Genomic DNA, 19,151 nt, shown 5'->3' with positions numbered 1-19,151 from the left:
GGCGGTTCAGCCGTTCACGACGGCCTCGAAGGCGTGCAGATAGGGGTTGACCGGGCAGACCCCGGTGACCGTCAGGCCGGCCTCGGCCATCAGCCCGACCATGCTCTCCTCGGAGTGCTTGGCACCTCCCACGTTGAGCATCAGCATCAGGTCCATGGCGGTGGTGAAGCGCATCGACGGGCTGTTGTCGACCAGGTTCTCCACGACCACGACGCGGGCGCCGGAACCGGCCGCCTTCACCACGTTGGAGAGGGTGCGGCGGGTGCTGTCGTCGTCCCACTCCAGGATGTTCTTGATGATGTAGAGGTCGGCGTGGACCGGGATCTCCACCCGGCAGTCGCCGGGGACCAGCCGGGCCCGGGCGGAGAAGACGCCGCCGTCCTGGAGCCGGGGATCGGCGCCGGCCACCACCTTGGGCAGGTCGAGCAGGGTGCCGTGCAGCGCCGGGTGCTTCTCCAGCAGGCTGGCCAGCACATGGCCCTGGCCGCCGCCGATGTCCGCCACCGAGTCGATGCCGGTGAGGTCCAGGTACTCGGCGAAGTCCTCGGCGGACTGCCGGCTGGAGGTGGTCATCGCCTTGTCGAAGACCTTCGCCGAGTCGCCCGCGTCGCTGTGCAGGTACTCGAAGAACTCCTTGCCGAACAGGTCGGGGAAGACGTTGCGGCCGGAGCGGACCGCCTCGTCCAGCTTCGGCCAGGCCTCCCACGTCCACGGCTCGGTGCACCAGAGGGAGATGTAGCGCAGCGAGTTGGGGGCGTCCTCGCGCAGCAGCCGGGACATCTCGGTGTGCTCGAAGCGGTCGTCGCCGCTCTCCGCGAAGATGCCGTAGCAGGCGAGCGCGCGCATCAGACGGCGCAGCTGGCGGGGCTCGGTGTCGAGGGCGACACCGAGGTCGGTGACGCTGGTCGGGGTGTCGCCGAGCACGTCGGCGACACCGAGCCGGGCGGCCGCGCGGACGGCCGCGGCGCAGGCGGCGCCGAAGACGAGCTCGCGCAGGCGCATCGCGGCCTGGGAGGTGGTGTGGGCGGTTGCGGTGGTCATGGCTGGGTTTCCTCGGGTCCTTGGAGTTCCTGGGCGGCGGGCGGCGAGGGGGTGCCGGGGCTCAGCAGCGGCCGTCCGGCTCGGAGCGCTCACAGGTGTTGTGGGCGAAGGTGTTGTCCGCACCGGAGTCGCGGTCGGCGAGGTCGGCCGGGTCGTTCCCGCTCAGCGTGTTGTCGGTGATCACGGCGCGGGCGTTGGAGACGCCGACGACGCTCCTGAAGAGGACGATGCCGCCGGAGAAGTCCGAGGTGCCCGTGTTGTCGCGGACCTCGTTGTCGGTCACCCGGACGTCCTCGGTGCCGGTGAGCACGATGCCGGCGCCCTGGATGGCGCCCAGGCGCGGGTTGGCCGGGCAGGACTTGTTGTTGGCGACGACGGTGTTGCGCTGGACGTCGAGGTCCCCGGCGCGGGGCACGCCCTCGTCGCCGACCACGAAGACGCCGGCGCAGTTGCCGCTGATCCAGTTGTCCTGGACGGCCAGCCCGCGCAGCCGGCGGACGGTGACGCCGACCCGGTTGCCGGTCAGCTCGTTGCCCTCGACCACGGTGCCACCGGTGTCGGGCGAACCGCCCTCGCGATAGGCGTAGTTGGCGAGGAAGACGCCGGACTGGCCGTTGTCCGTCGAGCGGTTGTCGCGGATGGCGGCCCGGGTGGACATCTCCTGGCTGATGCCCTGCTGGGCGTTGTCGTGGACGTAGGTGCGGCTGACGGTCAGACCGGTGGTGCCGCTGGCGTCGATGCCGTTCTTGCGGAAGCCGGTGACGGCGAGGCTGTCGATGGTGACGTCGGGCAGCGGCTGCTCCTCGGTGCCGACCACGCAGATGCCGTGCCCGGCGGTGGCGCAGGCGTTCTCGGTGCCGTCCCCGGGGGTGATCACGGTGTCGACGCCGGAGCCGAGCAGGGTGAGGCCGGGGGTGGTGATGCGGACGCTGCCGTGGAAGGTGCCGGGGAGCACCTTGACGGTGTCGCCGGGGCTGGCGGCGTCGACGGCCTGCTGAATCGATTCGCCGGGGTGGACGAAGTGCATCGGGAGGCCGCTGTCGGCGTGGGCCGCGGGGGCGGCGGCCAGCGTGGTGAGGACGGTGGCCAGGACGGTGGTCAGGGCGGTGGCGGCGGCGGTGGCCGCGGCGAGGTGGTGGACCCGTCGCGTGGGCATGAGTGGTGACCTGGTTTCTTTCGGCGCGTTTCTTTCGGCGCGCGCGGTGTTCGTGCGGATGTGTCGTGGCCTCCCGCACGGTCCGGCGGTGTGTGCTGACGCGCTGTGCGCGGGCGGGGACGGCCGGTGGGTGCGGCCGTGTCGACCGTATGGGCGGCCGGGTGGGCCCGCCACCAGGGCTGGGCTGCGGGGCTGAACGGGGCGTCGACCGGATGTGGGACGGCCCGGCGTGGCGCGGGGGCGGGGGCGCCGGGCGTGGCGCGGGGGCGGGGGCGGGCGTGCGACGGGGGCGGGCGGCGGGAAGCGCCTTGGGGTGGGCCTTGGGTGGAGCTTGGGTGGAACTTGGGTGGGGGCGGATGTGGCGACGCGCCCGACCGCGGGCAGCGGTGGGGCGCGTCGGGTGCGTCGGCTATGTCGCGTGTGTCAGGTCGCGGCCTGCGGCCCGAGGCGGACGGGCAGCGCGGCGAGGTGCCAGGCGGCCGGGTTCGGTCCGCGCTCGACGGCCTCCGGCCCGACGGCGAGCGCCAGCTCCGGGTACGTCCGCAGCAGCGTGCCGAAGGCGACCACCGCCTCCTGGTGCGCCAGCACCGCGCCCAGGCAGCGGTGGGTGCCGTGGCCGAAGCCCAGGTGTGCCTCGTGGTGCCCGGCGCGGTCCGGCCCGCCCGCCCGGCAGACGTCCAGGCGCTCCGGCTCGGCATAGGCCCGCGGGTCGTGGTTGGCCCCCGCCAGGATCGGCATCACCGCCTCACCCTTGCGGACCGGGGTGCCCGCCAGGGTGAGGTCCTGCGTCGCGTAGCGCGGCACCCCGCCGATCGTCGGGCCGCACCAGCGCATCAGCTCGTCGACGGCGGCGGGCAGCAGGCCCGGGTCGGCCCGGACCAGCTCCAGCTGTTCCGGGTGGGCGAGCAGCGCGGCCGTGCCGTTGCCGATCAGGGTGGCGGTGGTCTCGTGGCCGGCCACGATCAGGTTGAGGATCAGCGAGACGGTCTCCACCGGGGCGAGGGTGTCGCCCTCGGCGCCGGCCAGCCGGGAGACCAGGCCGTCGGCCGGCTCGGCCCTGCGGCGCTCGACCAACTCCCGGGCGGCGGCCACCATGGCGCGCAGCGCCTCGTCCAGGCCGGGCCCGGCACCCCGGCCGAGGTAGGAGCTCCAGCGGCGCCACTGCGGGCGGTCCGCCTCGGGGATGCCGAGCAGCTCGCAGATCACCGCGACGGGCAGCGGGTAGGCGAAGTGCGCGACCAGGTCGACCACGCCGTCCGGGCCGGCGTGCTCGGGCAGCGCCCGGGCGTACTCCGCGGCGAGCCGTTCGATCCTGGGCCGCAGCCGCTCCACGGCGCCGGCCGTGAAGGCGGGGTGCACCAGGCCGCGCATCCGGCGGTGCCGGGCGCCGTCGGCCCCGAAGACCCCGGCGCGCAGGTACTTCGCGCACTCGGGCGGCATGCCGCGGGCGCGCCAGACCTGCTCGGTGCGGTGCGCGGGGACGGGCGCGGCGACGTCGTCGGGCGCCAGGTCGTCGGGGGCGGGGCCGTCGGACGGCAGGTCGCCGGGGGCGGCGCCGTCGACGGCGTTCACGTCGTTGACGAAGCGCGGGTCGGACAGCACGGTGCGGACGTCCTGGTAGCGGACGGCGATCCAGAACGGTTCCACGCCGGGGATGCTGGCGCGGGCGAGCGGGGCGCGCTCGCGCAGGTCGGCGAAGGCGGCGAAGGGGTCGCGGATCAGGTGGTCGGCGCGCAGGTCGACGGTCTCGGCCGGCTCGGCGGCGGTCACGGCTGCCTCCTCAGGAGTCGTGAGGTCCCTTGGTCACGGATCGTGACGGAGCCGGGGGACACGGTTTCCGGTTTCCGGGCCGGATTCACTCGATCGGGGACAGCGGATCGTTTCTCCGGTCGCCGGGAGCCCGGCCTCCGGGCCCCTGACCTGGACCGCCCTACGACCGCGTCCGGGCGCGTGACATGCTCGGGGCCATGACCACCGTGCCCGTGCCGCCCGTACCCTCCGTCGCCGCCCTCCGCAACCCGATCGGCGCCCACGTCCCGGTGGCCGGTCGCGGGCTGGCGGGCACAGGACTGGCGTACGCGGACCGGGTCGGCGCGGAGACGGTGCAGGTGTTCGTGGCCAACCCGCGCGGCTGGGCCACTCCCCCGGGCAACCCGGCCCAGGACGAGGAGTTCCGCACCGCCTGCGCCGAACAGGGCGTCCCGGCCTGGGTTCACGCCCCGTACCTGATCAACTTCGGCTCGGACAGCCCGGCCACCCGGGAGCGCTCGGCCGACTCCCTGTGGCACTCGCTGCGCCGCGGCCACGCCATCGGCGCGCTCGGCGTCGTCCTGCACACGGGCTCGGCGGTCGGCACCGCGCCCGGCGGCGGCTCGCGCCGGGCCGAGGCGATGGCGCAGGTCCGGGCGGACGTCCGGCCGCTGCTGGAGGAGCTGGACAAGCTCGGCGAGGACGCGCCCTGGCTGCTGCTGGAGCCGACGGCGGGCCAGGGCAGCTCGCTCTGCTCGCGGCTGGAGGAGCTGGCCGAGTACGTGGAGGCGCTGGACCACCACCCCAAGGTGGGAGTTTGCCTGGACACCTGCCACGCCTTCGCCGCCGGGCACGACCTGGCGAAGCCGGGCGGGGTGACGGCCGCGCTGGACGCCCTGGCCGCCGCGGCCGGGCCCGGCCGGCTGCGGCTGATCCACGCCAATGACTCCGAGGACGTCGTCGGCGCCCGCAAGGACCGGCATGCCAACATCGGGGCCGGGATGATCGGCGCCGAGCCGTTCCGCGAGCTGTTCGAGCACCCGGAGACGGCCGGGGTGCCGCTGGTGGTGGAGACCCCGGACCGCAAGCACGGCGGGGACGGCACCGGGCACGCGATGGACATCGCGGTGCTGAAGGAGCTGCGGGACCGGGCGGCGGTCCGCGTCTGAGACCGCGTGGCCGGACAGCCATCGCCTGGCCGCAGGGCCGCGGCCGGACAGCCGTGAGCCCGGAGGCCGACGGACGGCCTCCGGGCTCGGGGAGCTGAGGAGATCAGCAGCCGCAGTCGCTCTCGCCGTGCTCGGCGAAGTTGAACCAGGTGGCGTGCGGGCCGAACAGGCCGACGCCCGCGCTGCCGGACTCCAGGCTCTGTCCCTCCGACTGCGTCGGAGCGAAGCCCCCCGCCATGGCCGAGGTCGGGACCGCCACCACGGCACCGGCCACGGCGACGATCACGGCGAGCTTGCGGATCTTCCCACGAAGCGACATCTGATGTCCTTTTGGTTCGTCTCTGGTCCTCGGACCCGCGCCCCCGGCCGGCCGGACCGGCCGCCCGACGGCCCGGGCGACGCCCCACCGGGGAGGCGCCGGGCCCACGCTTGCACACGAACCCGCACCTCAGGGCACGCGCCGCAACCGGGCTGAGGCATTCGGGTGAGGCAACTCCCCCGGCCGGGCGAACCCGGGCGCACACCGGACGAATCCGGGCGTACATCCGTGAATCCGATCGAACGGCCTGCCGGAGGGCGCCGGACGAGTGCCCGTCCGGGCGCCCCGCGACCGCAAGACTTGCGGTGACGGACCGGGCGAACTGAACAAATCCCGGCGATTTGGCGCACGGTCCAGCCTCATCCGAGCATGAAAAGTCGCTCCATGGCGCTCCACCGGGAGCGAGCAGGACCACGAAAGGCGCACCACCCTCATGCAGACCAGTCCCGCCGCACCCCCGCAGGCGGCTCGACCGAGCATTCCGGAGACCCCGGGGCCGGTCGGCTCCGCGCCCCCGGGCCCGACGCCCCAGAAGAACAGCCGCCGCTTCGGGCTGACGACCGCCACCGCCCTGGTGATGGGCAACATCATCGGCGGCGGCATCTTCATGATCCCGGCCGCCGTGGCCCCGTTCGGGACGGTCAGCCTGCTCGCCTTCGCGGTGCTCACCGTCGGCGCGATCGCGCTGGCGCTGGTCTTCGGGCAGCTGGCCCGCCGCAGTCCGCGCACCGGCGGACCGTACGTCTACGCCCGCGAGGCCTTCGGGGACTTCGCCGGCTTCCTGTCCGCCTGGTCGTACTGGATCACCACCTGGGTCAGCAACGCCGCGCTGGCCGTGGCCGCCGTCGGGTACCTGGACGTGCTGCTGCCGCTCCACCACTCCATCCCGCTGGAGATCACCGCCGCGCTGGCCTTCCAGTGGCTGCCGGCGCTGGCCAACCTGGCCGGCACCCGTTACGTCGGGGCGGTCCAACTCGTCTCCACCGTGCTGAAGTTCATCCCGCTGGTGCTGGTCTCGATCGGCGGCCTGTTCTTCTTCGACCCGAAGAACCTCGGTCCCTTCGATGCCACCGGCCACGGCTGGGCGGGCGGCATGTCCGCCGCCGCGGCGATCCTGCTCTTCAGCTACCTGGGCGTGGAGTCGGCCGCGATGAGCGCCGGCCAGGTCCGTGATCCGGAGCGCAACGTCGGCCGGGCCAGCGTGCTCGGCACCACCGGTGCGGCGGCGGTGTACCTGCTCGGCACGGTCGCGGTGTTCGGCACCGTCGCGCACGAGCAACTCGTCCACTCCAGCGCGCCGTTCTCGGACGCCGTGGACGCCATGTTCGGCGGCACCTGGGGCGGCACGGTGATCGCGGTCGCCGCGCTGGTGTCGATGGCCGGCGCCCTGAACGGCTGGACCCTGCTCTCCGCCCAGGCCCCGTACGCGGCCGCCAAGGACGGCCTGTTCCCCGCCGCCTTCGGCAAGGAGCGGCGCGGGGTGCCGACCTTCGGTGTGGTGGTCGGCGTCTCCCTGGCCTCGGCGCTGACCGTGATCAACTTCGCCAGCGGCGCGAAGGGCGCCTTCGAGATCCTGGTGCTGGTCACCACCTTCACCGCCACCGTGCCGTACCTGCTCTCCACCGCCGCCCAGCTGTACTGGCTGGTGCGCGGGGCCGGCGAGCGGGTCGACCGCGGACGGCTGGTGCGGGACGCCGTCCTCGGCCTGGGCGCCTTCGGCTTCTCGCTCTGGCTCGTCGCCGGAGCCGGCTACGCCGCCGTCTACCAGGGTGTCCTGTTCCTGTTCGCGGGCGTCCTGGTCTACGTCTGGATGGCGGGCCGCCGCCGCGACTGAACGCCCGGCCGCACCTTGGCAGCGGCCGGAAAACCGGACACATCAACATGAACCACCGTGACGCGCACCGGACTTGTCCGGTGCGCGTCCAATATCCACGAGGATTTCACTTCCCCGATCTACCCGCGTAGGTGACGGGATCGCCACACTGGCGCACGCAATTCAGCAGTTCATCCGATCTGATGATGGAGCGTCCGCCATGGCCCCCACCGCACCCGCGCGCCGGTTCCTGTCCGTCATACCGGCCGCCGCCGCCCTCGCCGCCGTGACCGTGGTCACGGCGGGCACCCCCGCCCAGGCCGCCCTGCCGACCCCGATCTCCGCCGCCACCGCCCGCAGCTACCTCGCCGCGATGCCCGCCACCGCGGAGACCCACGGGGACACCTACGACCGCACGCTGTTCCCGACCTGGATCACCATCAGCGGCACCTGCGACACCCGCGAGTGGGTCGTCAAGCGGGACGGCGGCAACGTCGTCACCGACACCTCCTGCAAGTCCACCAGCGGCAACTGGTCCTCGCCGTACGACGGCGCGACCACCACCAACGCCTCCTCCTTCGACGTCGACCACCTGGTGCCGCTCTCCGAGGCCTGGGCCTCCGGCGCCTGGTCCTGGACCACCGCGCGGCGCCAGGCCTTCGCCAACGACGTCACCCGCCCCCAGCTGCTGCTGGTCTCCGCCAGCAGCAACCGCTCCAAGGGTGACCGCGACCCGGCCGAGTGGCTCCCCCAGGCCCCCTACCGCTGCACCTACGCCCGCGCCTGGGTGCAGGTGAAGCAGTACTACGGCCTCAGCGTGGACAACGCCGAGAAGACCGCGCTCACCGGCATCCTCGACAACTGCTGAACCCGGCAACCACCGCGGCCCGGCACTCACCCCGCGCCGGGCCGCGGTGCCGTGCGCGTCGGACCGGTCGACCGGTGCTCGGGGCAGCCGGCCCCGGGCCGGTCGACCGTCGAACCGGTCAGTCGGTCGAGTCCGGCGGGAAGGCGACCGGGTAGGCCTCGGCGAAGTCGGCCGAGCGGGCCACCTCGCGCCACCTGGTGTCCTCCGCCAGGAGCTGCCGGTCCATGGCGATCGAGCCCTCGGCCGCGTTGACCCCGAGCGGCAGGTGGTGCGGGACGTCGCGGCGCTTGGCCACCCGCACCAGGATCTCGGCGGCGCGCACCGGGTCGCCCGCGGCGCCGGCGCCGCCCTGCCGCATCCGCCGGTTCATGGCGCCGACCGTCTCCTCGTAGCCCTCCGGGACGTCGTGGACGACCATCGAGGAGCCGGCCCAGTCGGTGCGGAAGCCGCTGGGTTCGACCACCAGCACCCGCACGCCGAACGGCGCGGTCTCGGTGCGCAGCACCCGGCTGAACCCGTCGATGGCGAACTTCGCGGCCTGGTACGAGGCGATGCCCGGCGAGCCGCCGACCCGCCCGCCCACCGAGGAGAACTGCACGACCAGCCCGCCCTTCTGTTCGCGCAGCAGCGGGAGCGCGGCCTTGGTGACGTGGTAGACGCCCCAGAAGTTGGTCTCGAACTGGGCGCGGAAGTCCGCGTCCTCGGTGGTCTCGATCGGCGAGACGTTGGCGTAGCCGGCGTTGTTCACCAGCACGTCGATCCGGCCGAAGGCGGCCCGCGCCTCGGCGATGGCCGCGCGGGCCGCCGCCGGGTCGGTGACATCCAGCGCGATCGGGTGGATCCGGTCGCCGAACTCCTCGACGAGGTCGGCGAGTTGCTCGGGCTTGCGGGCGGCCGCCGCCACCCGGTCGCCGGCTTCCAGCGCGGCGCGGACGAGGGCGCGGCCGAAGCCGCGCGAGCTGCCGGTGATGAACCACGTCTGTTCCGTGCCCTGCTCCGTGTTCTGCTCCATGCCGCTAGTAAAACACCGTTGCGTTATTAGCGCAACAGCGTTGCGGTATTACGGCAACGGCGTTGCCCTACCATGAGTGAGTGGATGAAGCATCGGAGTTCCAGCGGGCGCGCTCACCCGAGGCCAAGCGCCGGCGCGAGGCCGCGATCCTGGCGGCGGCGCGGTCGCTCGGCCGTGAGCAGGGCATCAGGGACATCACCCTGACCGACATCGCCGCGGCCGTCGGGATGCACAAGTCGGCGCTGCTGCGGTACTTCGAGACCCGCGAGGAGATCTTCCTGCGGCTGACCGCCGAAGGCTGGGCCGAGTGGTCGGACGCCCTCACCGCACGGCTGCGGAAGACCACGGAACCCGGCCCGGCCGCCGTGGCCGGGGCGTTCGCCTCCACCCTCGCAGCCCGCGGGATGTTCTGCGACCTGCTCGCCCACGCACCGCTCAACCTCGAACGCAACGTCTCGCTCGACGCCGTACGCGACTTCAAACTCGCCACGCTCGCCGCCCGCGTGCCGATCAGCGCGGCCGTCCGAGCCCAGCTGCCCGCCCTGGACGAGCAGGACGTCGTCGACCTGGTCGCCACCGCCGTCTCGCTGGCCGGGGCCATGTGGCAGATCGCGAACCCGGGCAGCGAAGTCGCCGCCCTCTACCGCTCCGACCCCCGGCTGGCCCACGCCGTCATCGAGGTCGAACCCCGGCTCACCCGCATCCTGACCGCCACCATCACCGGGCTGGCCACCGGACGGAGCTGAGCGCGGCCCGCCCCGTCCGCCCGCCCCGTCCGCCCGGGCCGGCACCCGTTCCGGGCCGCCGCTGTGTGCACTCGGATGGATCATCTGACGTGCCGCGCAAGGGATTTGAGCCTACGGTGCGGTGTCAGGGGGTCATCCGAGCGGAAGGCTGATTCTGAACATGGCTGGCAAATTCGAGCTGTTCGTGGACGAGGGCGGCATGCACCGGTTCCGGCTCAAGGCGAGCAACGGGGCGATCGTGGTGACCGGCGACCCGAAGGAGAGCAAGGACGACTGCCTCAAGAGCATCGAGTCGATCCGCAAGCTCGCGCCGTACGCGGAGCTCAAGGAGACCGCCGGATCGGTGTGACGGGCCGGGCTTTCCGAGGACGCGGGTCGGTGGTGCAAATCGCCGACCCGCGTTCGCCTCCACGACAGATCCCTTTGGCCGGGTGCACGCCGGACGCGGACAGAACATCGGCATGCGCGTCGTCATCGTCACCGAATCCTTCCCGCCCGAGGTCAACGGAGTCGCCCACAGCGTGCTGCGGACGGCCGAGCACCTGGTCCGCCGGGGCCACCGGCCCCTCGTCGTCACCCCCGCCCCGGCACGGGGCGCCGAGTGCCCGCCGGAGACCTTCGGCGGGCACTCGGCCGGGGAGATTCCCGTGGTGCGCATCCCGTCGGTGCCGCTGCCGGGGTACCCGCAGGTGCGGATCGCACTGCCCAGCCGGCAGCTGGCGGCCGCCGTCGCCGGGCACCGGCCCGACATCGTCCACCTGGCCAGCCCCTTCGTGCTCGGCGCGCGCGGGATGCAGGTCGCGGCACGGCTCGGGGTGCCCGCCGTGGCCGTCTACCAGACCGACCTGGCCGGGTACGCCCACGCCTACCGGGCCGGGCGGGGCCTCGGCGAGGCCGCCGCCTGGCGGCGGATCCGGGCCGTGCACCGCGCCGCGGCCCGCACCCTGGCACCCTCCACCCCCGCCGCCCAGGATCTCACCGCGCACGGGGTGCCCCGGGTGCAGCTGTGGCCGCGCGGAGTGGACTCGGCGCGGTTCCACCCCCGGCACCGGGACGAGGCGCTGCACCGGGCGCTGGCACCGGGCGGGGAGGTGCTCGTCGGGTACGTCGGACGGCTGGCGCCGGAGAAGCGGGTCGACCTGCTGGCCGCCGCCTCGGCGCTGCCCGGCGTCCGGGTGGTGGTCGTCGGGGACGGCCCCTCAGCGCCCGGTCTGAAGGCCTCGATGCCGGGCGCCGTGTTCCTCGGCCGCCGCACCGGTGACGAGCTGGCGCGCTGCTTCGCGACCCTCGACGTCTTCGTGCACACCGGCCCGCTGGAGACCTTCTGCCAGACCATCCAGGAGGCGATGGCCAGCGGCGTGCCCGTGGTCGGCCCCGCGGCGGGCGGCCCGCTGGACCTCGTCGCCCACCACCGCACCGGCCTGCTGGTGCCGCCCCGGGACGGCACGGCGGTGGCCCGGGCGGTCGCCGAGCTGGCCGCCGACCCGGCGCGGCGGGCCGCGTACGGGCAGGCCGGGCGGGCCGAGGTGACCGCCCGCACCTGGGAGGCGGTCGGAGACCTGCTGCTGCGGCACTACGCCGAGGTGCTGGCGGAGCACCGCGGGCTGCCTCTGCCGGCGGCCGCCGCCGCGCCGGCCGAGCCGGCGGCGTCCGTCCTGCCGGAGGAGCTGCCGGCATGACCTCCGGATCCGACCGCGAGACGCCGACCGCTTCCGACGCCGGGGCGCCGACCGCTCCCCACGGTGCGACGCCGGCGGTCGGCCGGGCGTCGGAGGCCGGCGCGGCGCCGGGCGCGGGTGAGGCCCTGACGATCGTCCGGCTCGCCAACTTCGTCACCCCGGTCTCCGGCGGCCTGCGCACCGCGCTGCGCCACCTGGGTGCCGGGTACCGGGCAGCCGGGCACCGCCCGGTACTGATCGTCCCCGGGGAGCGGCGCTCCGAGGAGGAGACCGAGCAGGGCGTGGTGGTCACCCTGCCCGGCCCGGTACTGCCGGCCAGCGGCGGCTACCGGCTGCTCACCGACCGGCGGGCGGTGGCCGCCGAGCTGACCAGGTTCTCCCCCGACCGGCTGGAGGTGTCGGACCGCACCACGCTGCGCTGGACCGGCGCCTGGGCACGGCGGCACGGGGTGCGCTCGATGATGGTCTCGCACGAGAGCGCCGCCGGAGTGCTGCGCACCCGGGGCCTGCCCGGCCCACTGGCGGACGCCGCGGCCGACCGGGTCAACGCGGCCACCGCCCGCGCCTACGACTCGGTGCTCTGCACCACCGACTGGGCGGCGGCCGAGTTCCGGCGGCTGGGCACCCCGAACCTGGTCCGGGCCCCGCTGGGAGTGGACCTGGACGCGCTGCGACCACCGCCGCCGGCCGCACGGGCGGCCGAGCGGGCACGGTACGCCGCGCCGGACGAGACCCTGCTGGTGCTCTGCTCGCGACTCTCGGCGGAGAAGCGGCCCGAACGGGCGATCGACGCCCTGGCCGCCCTGCGGGCCGGACGGCGGCCCGCCGTCCTGGTGGTGGCCGGCACCGGCCCGCTGCGGGAGCGACTGGCGGACCGGGCCGCCCGGCTACGGCTACCGGTGCGCTTCCTCGGACACCTCGGCGGACGCGCGGAGCTGGCCCGGCTGCTGGGCTGCGCGGACGTGGTGCTCGCCCCCGGGCCGGTGGAGACCTTCGGGCTGGCCGCGATGGAGGCGCTGGCCTGCGGGACCCCGGTGGCGGTCAGTCGCTCCTCCGCACTGCCCGGCCTCGTCGGCCTCGCCGGGGTGGCGGCCGTCGACACCGGCAGTGGATTCGCCTCCGCCGTACGGCAGTTGCTGGACCGGCCGGAGGAACTGCGGCGGGCCGCCGCCCGGGCGCAGGCCGAGCGGTACGGCTGGCCGGCGGCGGTGGCGGCGTTCCTGGCGGCGCACGGCGTGCGCGGCGACGAAGCGGTGGACGGGGGTCGGGATGAGCATGCTGGAAGCCGGGCGTGACCGGACGGCGCGGGAGCACCCCGCGGCGGGCGAGCTGCTGCGCTTCGTCGCACTCGGGGACTCGCTCACGGAGGGGGTCGGCGACCAGGTCGGCGAGGGCTGGCGCGGCTGGGCCGCCGTCCTGGCCGACTCGCTGGCGCCCGAGGGGCGGAGCGTCGAGTTCACCAACCTGGCGTACAGCGGGGCGCTCACAACGGAACTGACGATACGTCAACTACCGGTGGCGATCGCGCAGCGGCCCCAGCTCGCGGCGGTGGTGGTCGGCGGCAACGACACCCTGCGCACCGGCTTCGACATCCGGCGCGCCACCCTGGAACTGGACGCCACGATGGGTGAACTCTCCGGCCGCGGAGCCAGGTTGCTGACCGCCTGCCTCCCCGACCCGGGCAGCCTGCTCCGGCTCCCCGCGCCACTCGCCCGCCCGCTGGCACGCCGGATGCGGGCGGTCAACACCGTGGTGCACGCCCTCACCGAACGCCACCGGGCGGTGCACCTGCACATCGCCGAACTGCCCTGGCTGACGGAACGACGGCTGCTGAGCGTGGACCGCCTGCACCCCAGCGCCGAGGGCCACCACTTGATCGCCCGACGGTTCCACGACCTGCTCACCGAGGCCGGCCACCCCCTCGGCCCACCCCCGGCCGCCGCACCCGCCGAACCCCCACCGACCCTGGCTGCCGACCTCTGGTGGATGGCCACCCGGGGCACCCGCTGGCTCGCCGCCCGCAGCACCGACCTCCTGCCGGGCCTCCTCGCCCTCGCGGCCACCGAAGGCGCCACCCGCCTGCGCGGCGGAAGCGGGCGACACGACGAGCAGATGGCCCGGGCGGCGGCACAGGCGCTCGCCTCCCTGGGGTGAGGGGCGCGGCAGGGGCAGAAACTCACCGGCCCCACGGCCCCCACCACTTCGGCGGCAGCGGATCCGCGGGGGCCCTCACGGCCGATGCGGGTGGCTGGTCCGCCGGGGCGGCGCAGGGACGGACCAGCGAGTCGGCCGGAGCTGCCGGGCGTTGAGCCGACGACTCCACCAGGACGGCGTGAGCCGCGAAGGCGACAGGCCCCCGGGCCCGCCGGGGCGGCCCGGGGGCGGTCACGCCGGGGCTCCGGCGCGGGGCGCTCACCCCGGGGAGGCCAGGGCCTGCGCTGCTTCGCGGGCCGTCTGCTCGTCGAGCCGCCCGCCTGCGTCGAGGGGCCGGGCGTGTCCCCGCCGTGAACCCCGGGTCGCCCGATCGTGGCGGTCGGGAGTGCCGTCGGGTGGGAACCATCGGGGTGGCCCGGGTGGTCGTGTCCGGGGAGGGTGCGGCGGAGGGAGTCAGGGTGGAGAACGCGGGTGCGGGCGGCCGGGAGGTCATGGCGGCGGCGGGGGTGCTGTTCCCCGACGGGGCGGGGCGGGTGCTGGTGGTGCGGCTGCCGTACGACCGGAAGCATCCGGTGGCGATCCCGGGCGGCGGCTGGGAGCCGGCCGACCGGTCGCCCCGGGAGACCGCGCTGCGGGAGATCCGCGAGGAGTTGGGCTTCACGCCCCGGCTGGGGCCGCTGGCCGGCGTGGACTGGGCGCTGCTGCGGGACGGCGACCGACCGATCGTGGTGTACCTGTACTGGGCCGAGCCGCTGACGTCCGAACAGGTCGCGGCGTTCCGGCCGGATGCGGCGGAGGTCGGCGGCTGGACCTGGCTGACGACGGAGCAGGCCGGGCACGCGCTGCCGCCACGGCTGTCGCGCCGGATGACGGCCTGTCTGCGGGCGCCGCGCGAGGCCTGGCCGCTGGAACTGGAGGACAGCCGGCCGGTCGGGCACACGCTCGGCTGGCTGCCCGCCGACGGGCCGGTACCCGCGTACGCCGGGCTGGCCGCCGCCCCCGGGCTGACGCCGTCGGCCGAGGAGCGTCCGGAGCCGCCGATGGACCGGGACACCTACTACGCCACCCGGCCCCGCATCCGGGCGAAGGCGCGGGCGCTGTTCACCGACGACGCCGGCCGGGTGCTGCTGGTGCGGCTGCGGCCGTGGGACGGGCCGCGCGGGCGGGTGCCGTACTGGACGCTGCCGGGCGGCGGGGTCGAGGCGGACCGGGAGATGCCCAGGGCGGCGGCCAGGCGGGAGGTCCGCGAGGAGCTCGGCTGGGAGGTCGAGCCGGGGCCGCTGCTGGCACTGGACTGGCAGCCGGGTGCGGCGGCCGACCCGGAGGCGGACCCGGCGACCGGCCGGGACACCGCCGTCCTGGTGTACGTGTTCGACGGGGGCACGGTGACGGAGCGGATGCTCGGTTCGATCGTGCTGCCGGAGGCCGAGCTGGTGGAGTGGCGGCTCTGCGATCCGGCCGAGGCGCGGACCCTGCTGACCGGCCCCTCCTGGGACCGTACGGCCGCCGCGCTGGCCGCCCGGGCGCGGCCGGGCGGGCCGGTCGAGCTGGTGCGCGGACGGGCCGTGGAGCCGGACCCGCCCCGGGGGTGAGGACTCGCGGAGGGGACCCCGGCGGGCCTGAGCCGCCGCCGGGGTCGTCCGGTCCGGAGGTCCGACCCGCCGGGACGGGAGCGGCGCGTCAGACCTCCAGGTCGGCCTCGATCCGGCTCAGCTGGTGGCGGGCCATCGCGAGGTTGGCGCGCGACTTGTCCAGGGCGAGGTAGAGGAACAGGCCCTTGCCGGTGCGGCCGGTGAGCGGGCGGATCAGGTGGTACTGGCTGGTGAGGGTGATCAGGATGTCCTCGATCCCGTCCTGGAGGCCGAGCATGTCCATGGTGCGCATCTTGGCGCGGACCACGTCGGTGTTCCCGGCGGCGGCGACGTTGAGGTCCAGGCCGCCGGGGCCGTCGAGGGTGGCCAGCGCCATGCCGCTGTTGTAGTCCACCAGGGCTGCGCCGATGGCGCCCTCGATGCTGGTCATGGCCTGCTTGAGCGCGCCGGCTGCGTCGGTCATCTGGGTAACTCCCGTTCGATGGTGGGTGGTTCGGATGGGTGATGGCGGCGGTGGTCGGCCCGGGTCAGCCCGCTTCGCGCGGGTCCTTGGGCACGAGGGCGTCGTTGAGCAGCCCCGCGATGCGCTGCGCGCTGCGGCGGGCCTCGAGGTGCAGTCGGCCGACGTTGACGTCGGGGTGCGCCAGCAGGGTCAGCACGCAGCTGCCGCCGGCCGCGTAGGTGGCGACGTAGCCGTTCTCACCGCGCACCAGCGACTCGCGGAACTCGCCCTGGCCGGTGGTGTCGGCGAGCCGCTGGGCCAGCGAGAGCGAGGCCGCCGTCATCGCGGCCAGTCCGGAGGGTTCGGTGCCGTGGGTGTCGTGCGCGATCAACAGGCCGTCCACGCTGGCGACCAGCCCACCCGCGAGGTGCGGGACGCGGTGTTTGACGGCGCGCAGTTCGGCGAGCAACTCGGTCTCCAAGGCGATCAGTTGTCTCCTTCCGACTCGCTGTTTGAGCGCCCGCCTCATGGCCGGAAGGACGGGGTCGCGGGCGGGGAGTGGGTCAAAGTCGGGCCTCCAGAAGGTTTCGGACCCGGGTCAGCAGCGCGATGTCCGGGTCGGGGACGGCCAGCGGGTGGGCCGCTGCCGCGGTGGGCGGGCGTTCGGAGCGTGTGGGGGCGTCGGGGGCGGCGTGGCTCCCGGCTTCGGGCCCGGCGTGGGTCCCGGTGCGGGGTGCGGCGGGTGCGGGCGCGAATACGGGTGTGGCCGTGACCGGGGCGCCGGGGAGTCCGGCACCCCGCAGGCTGGCGCCGGGGACCCTTCGGTGCAGCCCTCCGGCCGTTCTGCTCGCGACCGGCGGGCCGACCTTGGCCGTGGATACGGCTGTTGACGGTTCGTCGGGCAGCGGGGCCGCCTTCGGTGCGTCGGCCGGGTGCGCATCGACTGGGTGCGCGACGGCCGGGTGCGCGGCGCCCGCTTGGCACGAGGCGTCCGGCGGACGCTGGACCTCGGACGGCCGCGGCGCGTCCAGCAGTCCGGCGGCGGCCAGTCGGCGGACGTCGGCCGTCACGCCGAAGCCGGAGCGGCCGAGCAGCCGGGCCAGGTCCGCCGGGGTCCTGCGGCCGTCGGCGTGGTCCAGCAGCTCGCGGCGTCGGCGGCCGGAGGGGCGACGGGACGGCCGGCGGCCGTGCACGGCCGGTCGGACGGGCGCGGTGTCGAGCTGCCCCCAGGGCCAGATCCCGTCGAGGAGTCGGCGTCGGCGCTCGACCTCACGGCGGATCCGGGCCGCGGCGACCTGGGCGACCGGTCCGAGCCAGTGCCTGGCGTCGGCCTCGAACCGCCAGACGCCGCCGCCCGGGTCGGCGAGGACGAAGAAGGCGGCGTCGAACAGCGTTCCCAGGTGGCCGAGTTCGAGCTCTCCCCGGGTGAGCAGCCGCCGCTCGACGAGCGCGTCGCCGACCGTGGCGCGTGGGCCGTGGACCCGGAGCAGCTCCGTCCAGTCCTCGGGGGTGATCCGGCCGCAGCCGGTGAGCAGGTCGGCCAGGCCGGGCGCCCGGGAGGATTCGGCGGCGGTCACCTGGCCGTCGACCAGGTGGAGGCTGCCGAGCGGCCCGTGGAGGACACCGGTGGCGCGGCGGTCGGCGAGCAGCGTGAGTGCCTCGCCCGGAGTCCTCGGGGTGGCGGTTTCCAGCGGGGGCGGCGGCACGGTGCCGGTTGCGGCGGTCACGCGCTCACCCCAGCACCAGTTCCTCGGTGAGCGCCTGGAGGCGGAAGCGGGCGGCGGCGAGGTTGCCCTCCGCCCGGTCCAGCCAGAGGTGCAGGACGAGCCTGCTGTCGAAGACGGTGTCGATGAAGCGGATCAGGTGGTAACTGCTGCTGGCGGTGACGATGATGTCCTCCAGCGGGGCCCGCCGGTCCTCCGCCGCGGTGAAGGTCTGGCTCTCAACGGCCGCCCGTACCAGGTCGGTTGCCTCGGCGGCTGAGGTCTCGTGCTCTCCGGTCGGGCTGTCGCCGAGGCTGCCGAGGGCGAGCCCGCTGCTCCAGTCGACCAGGCTCGCGGCGCGGGCCCCGGGGATCGCCATCGCTCCGGAGAGGCATTCGTCGATACCGGGCACACCGGCTCCTTCGCGGGGTCTGGGCGGCCGGGCACGGCGCCGACCGATTCACCACCAGCAGTGGCTAGTTCGACACGGAAGGCTACTGCCGGATTCCGTGCGACGAACATTCCAATGGCATATTCACATCAGTAGAGACCAGTTCCGGCCAAGAACTGAGGTGGCATCAGAACGGGCCGGATGGCCGCACCACTGGTGGATCGGGACCGTTGGGGCACTGTTCATCGGCCACCTGGCACGGCACCTTGGCCGACATCGAGCCCCGAGAGAGGGTTTCGAGCCTGAAAGTGCGATAAGAGGACATGGCCTTGGAGTGCGAACACGACGAAGGGGCCCGTTCCGCTGGACGGAACGAGCCCCTTCGATGGGAGCGCCAGGCCCGGATCGCACGGACTCTCCCTACTGAAAGTAGGGCGTGCTCTGGTAGCACCGCTGACGCCTGTTCGAGATCCGTTTCCCGGAGGGCCACTTCCTCTCGACGGGAAGAACACTAGCAGGTCATCACGCCTGGTCAGAAATCCCGGCCGGGGCGCCCGGACCGGCCGGAAGCGGTCGGTCCAGCAGCGCCCGGTAGCCCTCGACCAGCGCGGTGAGCCCGAGCCCGAAGGCCCGGTCGGCGCGCTCGCGCCCGGCGGGGACGGCGTCCAGGGCCCCGGCCAGTCGCGGGGCGGCGGCGCGGTCGACGGCGTCGACCATGACGTCCGGGGCGACGAGGTCCAGCGCCGAGCCCAGGATGAAGCTCTCCAGGGCGGTGATCAGGCCCATCACGTCCTGGGCGGCGAAGCCCGCGTCCTCCAGGGTGGCGACGGCCCGCTCGTACAGCTCGTGCATGAACGATTCGGCAAGCGGCGCGGTGGCCAGCAGCCGGACGATCCCGGGGTGTTCGGCGAAGGCGTCCCGGTACGCGTGCGCCCAGGTGCGCAGCGCGGCGTCCCAGGGCTGGTCCCACACCGACTGCTCGCCGATCGTGCGCACCAGCTCGGCGCGCATCAGGGCGACGATCTCGGCCCGGCCGGCCACGTGGTGGTAGAGCGCGGACGGGCTCACCTTGAGCGCACCGGCCAGCGCGGGGATGGTGAGGTCCCCCGCCTCGTCGACCAGCCGGAGCGCGGTGTCCACGATGCGCTGCCGGTCCAGCAGGGGTGTGCGCGGCCTGGGCATGCCCGGTTCCTCACCTTCGGGGCCGCCGAGCCGCCCGTCGGCCCCGGCAGACCAAGATCGTCGTTATCCAAGCGTTACTGAACGGCTTTCAGTAAAACCCTTCCGCACCCGCCGGTGCCGCGCCTACGGTAACCG

General features: G+C 74.5%; 19 protein-coding genes. 9 read left to right on the top strand and 10 right to left on the bottom strand.

What is annotated here, in order from left to right:
* Nucleotides 1-6: 6 nt before the first annotated feature.
* The 3 genes from ACZ5OX_RS13275 to ACZ5OX_RS13265 all read right to left on the bottom strand — a co-directional run bounded on the left by ACZ5OX_RS13275 (nucleotide 7) and on the right by ACZ5OX_RS13265 (nucleotide 3,967).
* Nucleotides 7-1,041, bottom strand: coding sequence for a methyltransferase (locus ACZ5OX_RS13275; protein WP_465629996.1), 1,035 nt, complete (start codon nucleotides 1,039-1,041; stop codon nucleotides 7-9).
* A 61-nt stretch (nucleotides 1,042-1,102) separates the two neighbouring features.
* On the bottom strand, nucleotides 1,103-2,197 hold the full coding sequence (locus ACZ5OX_RS13270) for a right-handed parallel beta-helix repeat-containing protein (protein ID WP_465629995.1): 1,095 nt from the start codon (nucleotides 2,195-2,197) through the stop codon (nucleotides 1,103-1,105).
* 423 nt (nucleotides 2,198-2,620) lie between these two features.
* A complete protein-coding gene (locus ACZ5OX_RS13265; RefSeq protein WP_465629994.1) occupies nucleotides 2,621-3,967 on the bottom strand; it encodes a cytochrome P450 family protein in 1,347 nt (448 codons plus the stop codon).
* Nucleotides 3,968-4,164: 197 nt separating this feature from the next.
* Here ACZ5OX_RS13265 and ACZ5OX_RS13260 point away from each other — a divergent pair, with 197 nt between their 5' ends.
* Nucleotides 4,165-5,115: a deoxyribonuclease IV gene (locus ACZ5OX_RS13260; protein ID WP_465629993.1), complete on the top strand. Its 951-nt coding sequence runs from the start codon at nucleotides 4,165-4,167 to the stop codon at nucleotides 5,113-5,115.
* 103 nt (nucleotides 5,116-5,218) lie between these two features.
* Here the strand turns inward: ACZ5OX_RS13260 and ACZ5OX_RS13255 are convergent, their stop codons facing one another.
* A complete protein-coding gene (locus tag ACZ5OX_RS13255; RefSeq protein WP_049652123.1) occupies nucleotides 5,219-5,434 on the bottom strand; it encodes a hypothetical protein in 216 nt (71 codons plus the stop codon).
* Nucleotides 5,435-5,867: 433 nt separating this feature from the next.
* Here ACZ5OX_RS13255 and ACZ5OX_RS13250 point away from each other — a divergent pair, with 433 nt between their 5' ends.
* The gene (locus ACZ5OX_RS13250) at nucleotides 5,868-7,268 is read left to right on the top strand and encodes an amino acid permease (RefSeq protein ID WP_465629992.1); all 1,401 of its coding nucleotides are present in this window, start codon (nucleotides 5,868-5,870) and stop codon (nucleotides 7,266-7,268) included.
* A 199-nt stretch (nucleotides 7,269-7,467) separates the two neighbouring features.
* Nucleotides 7,468-8,115 carry an HNH endonuclease family protein gene (locus ACZ5OX_RS13245; protein WP_465629991.1) on the top strand — a complete coding sequence of 216 codons (648 nt, stop codon included), beginning with the start codon at nucleotides 7,468-7,470 and terminating at the stop codon, nucleotides 8,113-8,115.
* A 118-nt stretch (nucleotides 8,116-8,233) separates the two neighbouring features.
* On the opposite strand, the gene ACZ5OX_RS13240 is transcribed toward ACZ5OX_RS13245, so the two are convergent.
* Nucleotides 8,234-9,127, bottom strand: a complete 894-nt coding sequence (locus tag ACZ5OX_RS13240; protein WP_465629990.1) for an SDR family NAD(P)-dependent oxidoreductase — start codon at nucleotides 9,125-9,127, stop codon at nucleotides 8,234-8,236.
* Nucleotides 9,128-9,207: 80 nt separating this feature from the next.
* On the opposite strand from ACZ5OX_RS13240, the gene ACZ5OX_RS13235 reads away from it, so the two are divergent.
* The 6 genes from ACZ5OX_RS13235 to ACZ5OX_RS13210 all read left to right on the top strand — a co-directional run bounded on the left by ACZ5OX_RS13235 (nucleotide 9,208) and on the right by ACZ5OX_RS13210 (nucleotide 15,298).
* On the top strand, nucleotides 9,208-9,873 hold the full coding sequence (locus tag ACZ5OX_RS13235; RefSeq protein ID WP_449807042.1) for a TetR/AcrR family transcriptional regulator: 666 nt from the start codon (nucleotides 9,208-9,210) through the stop codon (nucleotides 9,871-9,873).
* A 160-nt stretch (nucleotides 9,874-10,033) separates the two neighbouring features.
* On the top strand, nucleotides 10,034-10,222 hold the full coding sequence (locus ACZ5OX_RS13230; protein ID WP_449787528.1) for a YegP family protein: 189 nt from the start codon (nucleotides 10,034-10,036) through the stop codon (nucleotides 10,220-10,222).
* Nucleotides 10,223-10,334: 112 nt separating this feature from the next.
* On the top strand, nucleotides 10,335-11,552 hold the full coding sequence (locus tag ACZ5OX_RS13225) for a glycosyltransferase family 4 protein (RefSeq protein ID WP_465629989.1): 1,218 nt from the start codon (nucleotides 10,335-10,337) through the stop codon (nucleotides 11,550-11,552).
* A complete protein-coding gene (locus ACZ5OX_RS13220; protein WP_465629988.1) occupies nucleotides 11,549-12,847 on the top strand; it encodes a glycosyltransferase in 1,299 nt (432 codons plus the stop codon). The genes ACZ5OX_RS13225 and ACZ5OX_RS13220 overlap by 4 nt, the downstream gene beginning before the upstream one ends.
* Nucleotides 12,822-13,706 (top strand): SGNH/GDSL hydrolase family protein, encoded by an 885-nt coding sequence (locus ACZ5OX_RS13215; protein ID WP_465629987.1) that lies wholly within the window; start codon nucleotides 12,822-12,824, stop codon nucleotides 13,704-13,706. Before ACZ5OX_RS13220 ends, ACZ5OX_RS13215 begins: the two co-directional genes overlap by 26 nt.
* A gap of 395 nt (nucleotides 13,707-14,101) precedes the next feature.
* A complete protein-coding gene (locus tag ACZ5OX_RS13210) occupies nucleotides 14,102-15,298 on the top strand; it encodes an NUDIX domain-containing protein (RefSeq protein ID WP_465629986.1) in 1,197 nt (398 codons plus the stop codon).
* 88 nt (nucleotides 15,299-15,386) lie between these two features.
* Here the strand turns inward: ACZ5OX_RS13210 and ACZ5OX_RS13205 are convergent, their stop codons facing one another.
* From ACZ5OX_RS13205 to ACZ5OX_RS13185, 5 genes are all read right to left on the bottom strand, one after another.
* Complete coding sequence (locus ACZ5OX_RS13205) at nucleotides 15,387-15,761, bottom strand: hypothetical protein (RefSeq protein ID WP_449787533.1); 375 nt, start codon at nucleotides 15,759-15,761, stop codon at nucleotides 15,387-15,389.
* 64 nt (nucleotides 15,762-15,825) lie between these two features.
* A complete protein-coding gene (locus ACZ5OX_RS13200; RefSeq protein WP_360356458.1) occupies nucleotides 15,826-16,221 on the bottom strand; it encodes a roadblock/LC7 domain-containing protein in 396 nt (131 codons plus the stop codon).
* A gap of 82 nt (nucleotides 16,222-16,303) precedes the next feature.
* Complete coding sequence (locus tag ACZ5OX_RS13195; RefSeq protein WP_465629985.1) at nucleotides 16,304-17,467, bottom strand: hypothetical protein; 1,164 nt, start codon at nucleotides 17,465-17,467, stop codon at nucleotides 16,304-16,306.
* Nucleotides 17,468-17,471: 4 nt separating this feature from the next.
* Complete coding sequence (locus ACZ5OX_RS13190) at nucleotides 17,472-17,855, bottom strand: hypothetical protein (protein WP_465629984.1); 384 nt, start codon at nucleotides 17,853-17,855, stop codon at nucleotides 17,472-17,474.
* 501 nt (nucleotides 17,856-18,356) lie between these two features.
* On the bottom strand, nucleotides 18,357-19,016 hold the full coding sequence (locus ACZ5OX_RS13185; RefSeq protein WP_465629983.1) for a TetR/AcrR family transcriptional regulator C-terminal domain-containing protein: 660 nt from the start codon (nucleotides 19,014-19,016) through the stop codon (nucleotides 18,357-18,359).
* Nucleotides 19,017-19,151 lie beyond the last annotated feature (135 nt).

The sequence above is a fragment of the Kitasatospora sp. NPDC032121 genome (assembly GCF_055580145.1).
This window is presented reverse-complemented; position numbering and strand designations above follow the sequence as displayed.

Coding starts and splice junctions, on each gene's coding strand:
- ACZ5OX_RS13205 (WP_449787533.1), bottom strand. CDS start 15,761: ATGACCGACGCAGCCGGCGCGCTCAAGCAGGCCATGACCAGCATCGAG.
- ACZ5OX_RS13275 (WP_465629996.1), bottom strand. CDS start 1,041: ATGACCACCGCAACCGCCCACACCACCTCCCAGGCCGCGATGCGCCTG.
- ACZ5OX_RS13225 (WP_465629989.1), top strand. CDS start 10,335: ATGCGCGTCGTCATCGTCACCGAATCCTTCCCGCCCGAGGTCAACGGA.
- ACZ5OX_RS13220 (WP_465629988.1), top strand. CDS start 11,549: ATGACCTCCGGATCCGACCGCGAGACGCCGACCGCTTCCGACGCCGGG.
- ACZ5OX_RS13270 (WP_465629995.1), bottom strand. CDS start 2,197: ATGCCCACGCGACGGGTCCACCACCTCGCCGCGGCCACCGCCGCCGCC.
- ACZ5OX_RS13245 (WP_465629991.1), top strand. CDS start 7,468: ATGGCCCCCACCGCACCCGCGCGCCGGTTCCTGTCCGTCATACCGGCC.
- ACZ5OX_RS13240 (WP_465629990.1), bottom strand. CDS start 9,127: ATGGAGCAGAACACGGAGCAGGGCACGGAACAGACGTGGTTCATCACC.
- ACZ5OX_RS13250 (WP_465629992.1), top strand. CDS start 5,868: ATGCAGACCAGTCCCGCCGCACCCCCGCAGGCGGCTCGACCGAGCATT.
- ACZ5OX_RS13185 (WP_465629983.1), bottom strand. CDS start 19,016: ATGCCCAGGCCGCGCACACCCCTGCTGGACCGGCAGCGCATCGTGGAC.
- ACZ5OX_RS13260 (WP_465629993.1), top strand. CDS start 4,165: ATGACCACCGTGCCCGTGCCGCCCGTACCCTCCGTCGCCGCCCTCCGC.
- ACZ5OX_RS13255 (WP_049652123.1), bottom strand. CDS start 5,434: ATGTCGCTTCGTGGGAAGATCCGCAAGCTCGCCGTGATCGTCGCCGTG.
- ACZ5OX_RS13230 (WP_449787528.1), top strand. CDS start 10,034: ATGGCTGGCAAATTCGAGCTGTTCGTGGACGAGGGCGGCATGCACCGG.
- ACZ5OX_RS13215 (WP_465629987.1), top strand. CDS start 12,822: ATGAGCATGCTGGAAGCCGGGCGTGACCGGACGGCGCGGGAGCACCCC.